Origin of the sequence: Synechococcus sp. CCAP 1479/9 (assembly GCF_019038535.1) — a bacterium.
GTDB lineage: Bacteria > Cyanobacteriota > Cyanobacteriia > PCC-6307 > Cyanobiaceae > Cyanobium.
This window is the reverse complement of sequence record NZ_JAFKRK010000028.1, coordinates 104,103-112,901: the sequence shown is the minus strand read 5'-3', so window position 1 is coordinate 112,901 and position 8,799 is coordinate 104,103. Positions and strand designations below refer to the sequence as shown.

Annotated in this window: 7 protein-coding genes; all 7 read right to left on the bottom strand. The window is 65.8% G+C overall.

Annotated elements, in window-relative coordinates; translation table 11 throughout:
• On the bottom strand, window positions 1-1,763 hold a 1,763-nt coding region (locus KUG38_RS12650), incomplete at its 3' end, for a zinc-dependent metalloprotease family protein (RefSeq protein WP_216922230.1).
• 757 nt (window positions 1,764-2,520) lie between these two features.
• A complete protein-coding gene (locus KUG38_RS12645) occupies window positions 2,521-3,375 on the bottom strand; it encodes a hypothetical protein (RefSeq protein ID WP_216922228.1) in 855 nt (284 codons plus the stop codon).
• A gap of 308 nt (window positions 3,376-3,683) precedes the next feature.
• Complete coding sequence (locus KUG38_RS12640) at window positions 3,684-4,607, bottom strand: hypothetical protein (RefSeq protein WP_216922226.1); 924 nt, start codon at window positions 4,605-4,607, stop codon at window positions 3,684-3,686.
• A gap of 76 nt (window positions 4,608-4,683) precedes the next feature.
• The gene (locus KUG38_RS12635; protein WP_502988700.1) at window positions 4,684-5,529 is read right to left on the bottom strand and encodes a hypothetical protein; all 846 of its coding nucleotides are present in this window, start codon (window positions 5,527-5,529) and stop codon (window positions 4,684-4,686) included.
• A 93-nt stretch (window positions 5,530-5,622) separates the two neighbouring features.
• On the bottom strand, window positions 5,623-6,516 hold the full coding sequence (locus KUG38_RS12630) for a hypothetical protein (protein WP_216922222.1): 894 nt from the start codon (window positions 6,514-6,516) through the stop codon (window positions 5,623-5,625).
• A gap of 215 nt (window positions 6,517-6,731) precedes the next feature.
• Entirely contained in the window at window positions 6,732-7,628 is an 897-nt protein-coding gene (locus tag KUG38_RS12625) for a hypothetical protein (protein ID WP_216922221.1), read from the bottom strand.
• Window positions 7,625-8,494 (bottom strand): hypothetical protein, encoded by an 870-nt coding sequence (locus KUG38_RS12620; RefSeq protein ID WP_216922219.1) that lies wholly within the window; start codon window positions 8,492-8,494, stop codon window positions 7,625-7,627. The genes KUG38_RS12625 and KUG38_RS12620 overlap by 4 nt, the downstream gene beginning before the upstream one ends.
• Window positions 8,495-8,799: the final 305 nt, after the last annotated feature.

Below are 8,799 nucleotides of genomic sequence, written 5' to 3'. Positions count from 1 at the left end.
AAGTGGAAGCGGCCCGTGGACACTTCCTTCCAGAGAATCTGGTTCTGGTTGGTGCCGACGGTTTCGGCGGCGAGGATCTGCCAACCGGTGAACTGACCGGCCCTGATCTGGGAGCCGCTCCTGAGGACCGCTGACGTGACGCCGTTGATGCGAACGGAGACCAGGTCGGTGGTGGCGTCTCGCAGCAGCTGGACGGCTCCATTGGGGTCGAGCACCTGGAGGGTGGTGCTGGTGGTGGGCGGCGGGGTCGTGGTGGTGGGCGGCGGGGTGCTGCCGGTGGGCTGGACGGTGCCGCTCACCATGTACTGGCCGAGGCTGCCGTAGTCGGTGTAGCCGTTGGGGATGGGGGCCAGGGGGTTGCCGAAGCCGACGCCGTCGATTCCGAGGTAATAGGTGCCGGCGTCGAGGCTGAGGGAGAAGTTGGCCGTGGTCAGATCGGCCGGGTTGAAGGTCTGGACGACGGTGCCGTTAGCCCGGTAGAGGGTCGCGGCGATGTCCAGGTTGGGGCCGCGGGAGGCGAGGTACTGGGTGGTGTAGCTGCCGGCGCTGCCGACAAAGGCCCTGGAGGCGTTGACGATGTTGAAGGACACCAGACCGGCGCCGGTGTCGAACCGGAACATGTCGATGTCGGTGTTGCGCTCGATGACGCCGAAGCTGCTGAAGCTCAGCCCGGTGAGCGCCGTGGCGGTGCTGAGGGTGCTGCCGTGGTCATCGACGTTGTAGGTGAAGCCGTTGCCGCTGGTGATCGTGGCGAGGTCGTCCTGGGTGTTGTTGGCGCCGAGGTACTGGGCGTTGCTCCACTGGGTGAGGTTCTCGTCGTTGCCCAGCCAGGCCGCCCCCATGATGGTGCCCCAGCTGGTGGCACCGGTGCCGCCGTGGCCGCCGTAGTACTCCGTGGTGGTGCCGGCGCCGTCGTGGGTGAGGCCGAGGGTGTGGCCGACTTCGTGGCTGGCTGTCTCGGCGGCGGTGTATTCACCCCGGTTGAACACCAGGGCCACGTCGTCGGTGCTCCAGTTGAAGCTGTTGTAGTAGGCGGTACCGCCACCACCGGCATTGGCGATGGCCCTGCCGGTGAGCAGGTTGAGGTTGCTGGTGAAGGCCACCCGGATGCCCCAGCGGTCATCGCCAGTGCCGAACTTGCGCAGGGCTTCGGTGCCTGGGTCCTGGGTGGTGACGTTGACGTTGAAGGGCGCGAAGTCTTCGGCCACCCGTTGCCAGATGCGCTGGATTTCCGTGAGGGCGGTGGAATCGAGGGTGCTATAGAAGCCTTGCAGGCTCAGGTTGCCGCCGTTCTCCCAGGGGGAGTTGTTGATCTGATAGCCGTCGAAGTCGAGAAAGATCGTCTTCGTGGCTGTCGGATTGCTGTGCAGACGGAACACATTGCTCAGGTCCACGCCCGTGCCAAGGGTGACCAGGCCGTTCAGGACCAGGGGAGCCTGGTCGGTGGTGGTGTCCCAGGCAGCGGCACCGTCACCGGTGGTGACGGCCAGCACGCTGCAGGCCCGGCAGCCGCAGGTGGGTGCCATGGAAGTGGCGGTGGAGCCGGACGCTTGACCGGGCCAGGGATCATTCAGCGCCTGGTGGCTGTTCGTGGCCACCGCAGGGGTGGCGACGATGCTGACACCGTTCTGGAAGGCGGCCTCCGGAGCGGGGGCCTGGGCGGCTGGAGCCGAAAAGCTGGCTTCCAGGCTGTCCAGGCTGTGGCCTGAGCCGCTGGGGGGCGGTGAGGCCTTGGTCGTGGCCAGAACGGCGTTGATCAGCATGGCGGGCGCTTCGGTTGAGGCCGGGGCCGCGTCCGCCAGCAGGCTGAGGGTTGTATCGGAGGAGCGTCTGGCTTGGCTCGAAAGTTCAGGGAAGAGGGGGGAAAGCGATTTTTGGCCCCCTGTGAATTCGGTGGTAGTCATGGCGAAGAAAGGGGTAAACAGCCAGCGAGATCCATCAGCACCCGCAGCCTCCGACCATGGACAGGTGGATGCTTCAGGAGATCTTCAAAGTCGTTGCGCCCAGAGGACTGGAGGGATCGACTTTGTTTCCGGGGGGGGCTGATGGAAGGGAGCCTTTTCCCCCGCACTCATCATCGTTCTGCAGCAGCTTTGCTGTCTTTATGCACAGGCCAATTCACGGGGAGAGTTGCGTGATCGACGCTGAGCATTTCCTTGGAATTGCACCACCAACCCTGTGGGTTCGGATTCAAAAATCGCTGTAGGGCGACCGCTGCGTCCTTGCCCGGGAGGTCGAGCGAAGGCGGTCCGGACGACGTTGCCGATCGGAGCGGGAGGCTTCCCGAAGGGGGTGATGGAGCCGGAATCCCAGTCGTGCCAGTGCTTATGGCCGCCTGCTGCGCGGCCTGGCGCACCTTGGAAGAACCCTGCCTGAAGCCTGAGGGTCAGAGCTTTAACGCCCTAAGCGCCTTTAAGCATTTGGTGCAGTTCTGTAACGGATGCGCAGCCATGGCGCTGCTCTCCGTTGGGGGTCTCCTTTTGCCGGGATGGTGCCATCCGGACCACCGGGTGGCAAGCCTCAGGTGGGTGGGGGGACGCCGGTCTCCGAGTTCTCGTCCTCCTCGGGGACCAGTCGGGAGAAGTACTCCTCCTCGCTGGGGCCCGACGACAGGCCCGGTACGGGCCCACCCCGCAGGCTGATCGCCGTGTGCCACTCCACCAGCAGGGGCACCTCCTGCCCCTTGCGCTGGGCGCCCATGGCGAAGGCGATGGCCAGGGCGAAGGAGGAGAGCATCACCCGCAGGCTGTCCCTGACCACGGCCTCGATGGCCTTGGGCGTCGGGGCCTGGATCCTGGCCGCCACCTCCTGCCTCACCTCCTTGAGGCGAGCCAGCATCCTGCGCTTGGTGTCCGGCAGCGGCAGCCCCATGGTCTCGAAGCGGATCCCGAGGCTTGGGGTCTGGATGGCCTGAAGGCGGGCCTGGAGGTTGTCGAGGCTGGTGGCGGTCGTGATGGTCTCCTGGAGGAGATCGAAGGTGCCGTTGGCGACCGAGAGCTGGCGGGCGACGTTGGCCCTGGCGGCCACGACGCTGTTCCAGCCGGCAAAGGCCTGCAGGGGGACGATCAGCAGGAAGCCGATGACCGCCACGACGGCCAGACGGGCCAGAGCGTCGCGCCGTTTCTGCAGGGTTGGATTCTCGGGGTCGAGGTAGGCCGCCAGATGAAGCAGCCCGAGGGCCACCAGGGGAATGGTGGCCGAGTCAAGGCAGGCCGAGATGAAGCGCAGTTGCCAGTCGGTGTCCAGCAGGCGAACGGGAAGGATGCTGGACAGCAGGGTGATGAGGTAGGTGACGAACAGGGCGATCGCCATGAAGGCGAGCCGATCGGCAAGGATCGCCGAATCGAAGGCCCTGAATTCCTTGGTGCCGGCCATCAGGAAAGCCGGGTCCCGGTTCGGGACTCTGGGTGGCCTGCCGGTTTCCCTGCGTGGATGTCGATGGGATGGGACGCGAGCGCCACGGGATCGGAAGCATTCAGGCCGCAGAACTTTCTCGCAGCGCCTGCAATTCCCGACGACGGAAGTTGCCAGTCTGCCAACCGACCGGCCACTCAATGTATGACTGGTTATGACCAGGACGGGGTATGGATCACGACTTCGATATCACTGATCGCTGCTGATGTCGGCCTGAACACGGCTCAAAGTGTTGCAGGAGTCACTTCTCAAGCGACTGGCGATCACCATCAGGATTCGGTGCTGCTCCGGGCTGAGGAGAGCCTGATCCGGTGCCGCATCTTGCGGCTCCATCCGAAGGCTGCCGCACCGCCAAGAACAGGAAGAGGACCTGGAACTGCATCGGTGGGCCCGTCATCGGGAATGCGCCAGAACGCTGCTCCTGTCACCTTTTCACCGCCACTTTCACTTCTTCCGTTGGCTTTTTTGACGTTCTGGTAGCGCAGAGCAATCTGTGCCTTGCTCCAGCGATCGCCCGGTTCAAAGGCGTTGAAGAGGTTGTAGAAACGCTCTGCCACCTGGTCGGCCGTGGCGATGCTGGAGTCGTTGGATTGCAGCTTGAACTGAACCTTGACGGTGCTGCCTCCACCGATGCCCGTGCTGCCGGATCCCCCATGGCAGCCATTGCTGCTGCTCATGCGGGCGCAGAAATCAAAGTTGGAGAAGGGGGCGTAGGGCGCGGTGGCCGAGCCCGTGATTGTCAGCCATTCGTCTTCGTTGACGCGTACACCGCGGCTGCGTTGTTGCGAGGTGGTGTTGTTCACACCACCGAACACCCTGCCGAAGCCGGAATCCAGCGGGTTGTAGCTCAGCAGGGAGATCGCCTCGCTGCCGTTGCTGCGCAGGGGCTCGTTGAAGGCGAATCCCACCAGGGTGCCGGAGGAGGGGCCCGCCGCCGGGGAGGTGTTGGTGATGCCGAGGTCGAGGGTGTAGGTGTTGCCGTTGCCCGGGTCCTTGCGGAAGTCGAAGCTCATCCTGCCCTTGACGCCGGTGTTGTAGTAGCTGGTGCCGGCGATGCCGCTGTCGAACACCACATCGAAGGCGGTTCTGGCCATGGCGGGGCTGGCGAGGCCCACCGGCCCGACCAGGGCAGCGAGGCCCACTCCAATGAGGCCACCGAGCAGCCGGAGGGGGGTCTTGGCTGTGGCGCGCATGAACGCTTCCTTAATCCATGCTCACCTTAGCAGGGATTCTCTCACCCTGCTCACAGTTTTGGCTGTCCTCGGGCCTTCAGGGGGAGGCGGGCGGATCGTCCTCCGGCGGGGCGAGCTGGGCGAAATAGTCTTCCCCGATGGCACCGGGGGAGCCAGGACGGGGTGGTCGGCCCTGTCGCCGCAGGCTCCAGATCGTCAGCACCTCAACCAGCAGCGGCACCTCCTGGCCGCGGCGCTGGGCCGCGATCGCGAAGGCCAGCGCATAGACGACGCTGGTGGCCGTCACCCGCAGGGCGTTCGTCGCCACGTTTTCGATGGCCTCCGGTGGCGGCGCCTTGATCCTGGCCTTCACCTGCTCCTCGATTTCGTTGAGGCGGATCAGCATCTGGCGCTGGGTCTCCGGCAACGGCAGGCCCAGGTTCTCGAAGCGAATGCCCAGCTCCGGCGACTCCAGCGATTGCAGCCGCGCCTGGAGATCCTCCAGGCTGGTGGCGTCATTGATCGCCTCGCGGACCAGGGCGAAGTTCCTGTTGGCGATCGTCAGCTGGCTCGTCAGCCGGGCCCTGGCCGTGGTCACCGTGCTCCAGGAGGCGTAGGCCTGGACTGGGATCAGCAGCAGAAATCCCAGGACAGCGAGGATCGCCCAGCGGGCCAGGGCATCCCGGCGTTGTTCCAGGGCGGCATTGGCGGGATCCAGGTAGGCCGCCAGATGCAGCAAGGCGAGGCCCAGCAGCGGAATGGCGGCGGCGCTGATCAGCGCGGAACTGACGTTGAGCTGCCAGAGGGTGTCGAGCGGCCGCACGGGAAAGGCTGTGGCGACGACCCTGACGCCATAGATGACGAAGAGCGCGACCGCCAAGACCGAGAGCCGATCCGCCAGGACGGCAGCCCCACGGGGGCTGGCAGGGGAATCAGTCACCATGCGCGATGGCTGCCCATGGCATGGTTTCTCCCATCAATGGCAGAGGCTCTGCGGGACAGGTTAGGGCCCGAGGACCGGAAACTTCAGAGCGGCTCAGGCCGCAGGCTGGTTGCGGAGTTGCGCCGTGGTGATCCTGCGGCGCAGCCGGCGGCTGAAGGCGAAGGCAGTGGCAGCACCGAGCACGGGAAGGGGGCCGGGGACTGGATCGCCGGGGCTCCTGGGCGGCCTCCTCGGAACACCCGCCACCTTGTCGCTCTTGCCTCTGGCACCACTGGTGGTGGTCACGTTCTGGAAGCGGAGGGCCACCTGGGCGTTCTTGAAATCGCCGTCATTGGTGAAGGTCCGGGAATTGAAGAGGTCGAAGAACGACTGGGCGACGAGAGTGGCGCTGTTGATGGATGATCTGTTGGAGGCCAGGGTGAACCGGACAGCGGCCGACTGACCATCCGTCAGGCCCGTGCCGTTCTGGGAGCCGCCGTGGCAGCTGTTGCCGGTGTCCCGGGCGCAGAAGGTGAAGCTACCGAAGGGTGCGTAGGCAGCCCTGCTTGGCGTTGCCGTAGGGAAGTTGAGGATCTGATTATTGCTGACGTTACGCTCTGCACCACTTGTTGATGCGCCCCAGACATCTCCGAAATTGGAAGCCAAAGGGTTGTAGGTCAGCAGCTTGAAATCAGGAGATGATGTAGTGCCCGGAACGTTGAAGGCAAAGGCTGTCAGCGTTCCTGAGGGATTGCTGCCAATTGGAGATGTGTTCTGGATGTTCAGATCCAGCGTGTAGCGATTATCTGCAACGTCTGCTGGGTTCAGCTTGGTGAAGCTGAACGTCATCTTGCCGGAAACACCGGTGGCTTCTGCGCTTGTTTTCTTATTGGCCGCGCTGAAATCGACGTCAAACGACGTGAACGCCATCGCAGGGGCGGCCCCCCCGACGAGGAGACCAGCCAGGCAGCCGACCGACAGAAGCTGGTTGCGGCGGGCCGAGGCCAACATTGCGACAGCATGAAAGTCCCCTCACCATACCACAGGTTTTGTCACCCAGCATCAAGGCGCTTTAGCCAATCCTTAAGCTGAAGGGCGGTTGTGGGCCCGCGCCACGGTTTCTGGCCCGGAGCCCTTGCGGTGACTGGGGTGGGAGGGCGCCAGCGCGGTGCTGGCTTTCCGGCCCAGGGCCGCTCCTCCACGTTGGTTTCCTGACGTGCCTTTCAGGCGGCGGGGTGCTGGCCCCCGTCCTCTGGAGGGGCCAGGGATTCAAAGAACTCCGCTTCCCGCGCAGCGGCCGAGCGGCGCAGCGCCATGCCGCCGTTCCCCCGGCCGGTGCGGGCCCGCCGCCACAGCGCCAGGGGGTTCAGGTGGGCCAGCAGGGACGGCCACTCCACCAGGAAGGGCACCAGCTGACCCTTGCGCTGGGCGCAGGCGGCGAAGCCGGCCGCGAAGGCGATCGACGAGACGATGACCCGGAGGCTTTCGCGCGTGATGCGATCGGCCGTGGCGGGATCGACGGGCGCGAACCTCGCCTTGACCTGCCCCTCCGCCAGATCGAGCTGGCTGAGCAGCTGCCGCTTCAGGACCGGCAGGGGGATGGTTGGAAAGCGCGAGGGATCCAGCTGGATGCGCAGATCCGGCCGCTGCAGCGCCAGAAGCCGCCGTTGCAGGTCCTCCGGGCTGGTGGCCTGCTCGATGGCGAGCCTGACCCTGTCTGCCCGCTCGCTGGTGCTGGCCTGCTGCTGGTCGGAGACGGCATTGGCCAGCTGATAGGACCGCCAGACGGCCTGGCCCTGCAGGGGCACGATCAGCAGAAACGCCAGGGAGACGGGAACGGCCAGCCGGGCCAGGGCTTCCCGCCGCCGCTGCAGCGGCAGGTTGGCCGGGCTGAGATAGGCGGCCAGGTGCACCAGGGCCAGCCCCAGCAGCGGAATCGGGGCCGCTTCCACGGTGATCCTGGTGCTGCTGAGTTGCCAGAGGGGATCCAGCAGCCGGGGCGGAAGGATGGAGGCCAGCACCGCGGCCCCGTAGACCGCGAACAGCGCCAGGGCCACCAGGGCCAGCCGGTCGGCGACGATCGCCGTCTCCAGGCCCCTGTTCTGAGGGGTCTCGCTCATGGGGTCGGCGTGTGGGCCCCGATCCGGCGACGCAGCTTGCGGCTGGTGCCGAAGGCCGCTGCGGCGCCCAGGAGGGGCACCGGGCCCGGCACCTCATCGCCAGGGGCTTGCCCACCACCACCGATGGTCCCGGCGAGGAGCTTGTCGCTGCGGCCGCCTGGCTGGATCGCCTTGAACCTGGCCGCAATCGGGCCGATGTAGGCCGGATCACCCGTGGGCGGAATCAACGGCTGGTAGAAGTTGAAGAAGGCCTGGCGGAAGGCGAGGGCGCCGCTGACATCAGCGGCCGACAGCCGGAAGGTGCCCGCAGCGGAAGCAAGCGTCGCATTGTTGAGGCCGTTGCCGGGGTTGCCACCGCCGGTGCAGCCATCGCCGTTGCCGGCGGTGATGCACAGGGAGTAGGGCGTCAGCGGCGGCCTTGGGGCGGTGGAGTCAAAGGGGGGCAACGCCGCATTGGCCACGGCGATGTCGAACAGGGAGCCGTTCGATGGTGTGTAGCCGAGGTCGGCATTGGCGCCCGCTCCGAGATCGACCGTGCTGATGTTGCTGGGCAGCTGGAACGCCAGGGCGACGAATTCCGAGGCCGTCGGTTGGGAGATCAGGGGCGGGGGGGTGGTGCCCGTGAGATTCGACAGCGTGACCGTCATGTCCACGAAGCTGCCGGCGTCGACAAAGCTGAAGGTCGCCGCCGCCCTGACGCCCGTCGCTTCGGTGGATTGGTCCGGTCCGAACGTGACCGTGAAGAACGGGTCGACCGCCCAGGCCGGCGTGGCGGCGGACAGCAGGCCCACCATCCCGGCGGCCGCCATGGCGCCGGTGGCTCGGGCCAGGGCCCGGGTGGGGGTGCGCCGGGGGGAGGGATTCATTCAGACAGGACTCAACTGATCGCAAGTTATCGGGTTTTGTTATGTCCGAATTTTCAGGCTGTAACCGGCCCTTGAACGGATCTTGGTTGCTGCGCAGCCTGCAGCGCCGTCGGGCAGTCAGCGGAGGATGGCCTGAACGCCCTTGTTCTCACTGGGTTTCCCCTGATCGAGGGGTTTTCACTTCTGCGGCAATGACCGCGGAGTGGTGTGAATCGGACCAGAAACTGGCAGATGCTGAATCCTCTGATCTGCTGCAGAGGCGATGCGGATGGTCGGCGGTGTCTGTGACGGCCTCCTCCACCGGC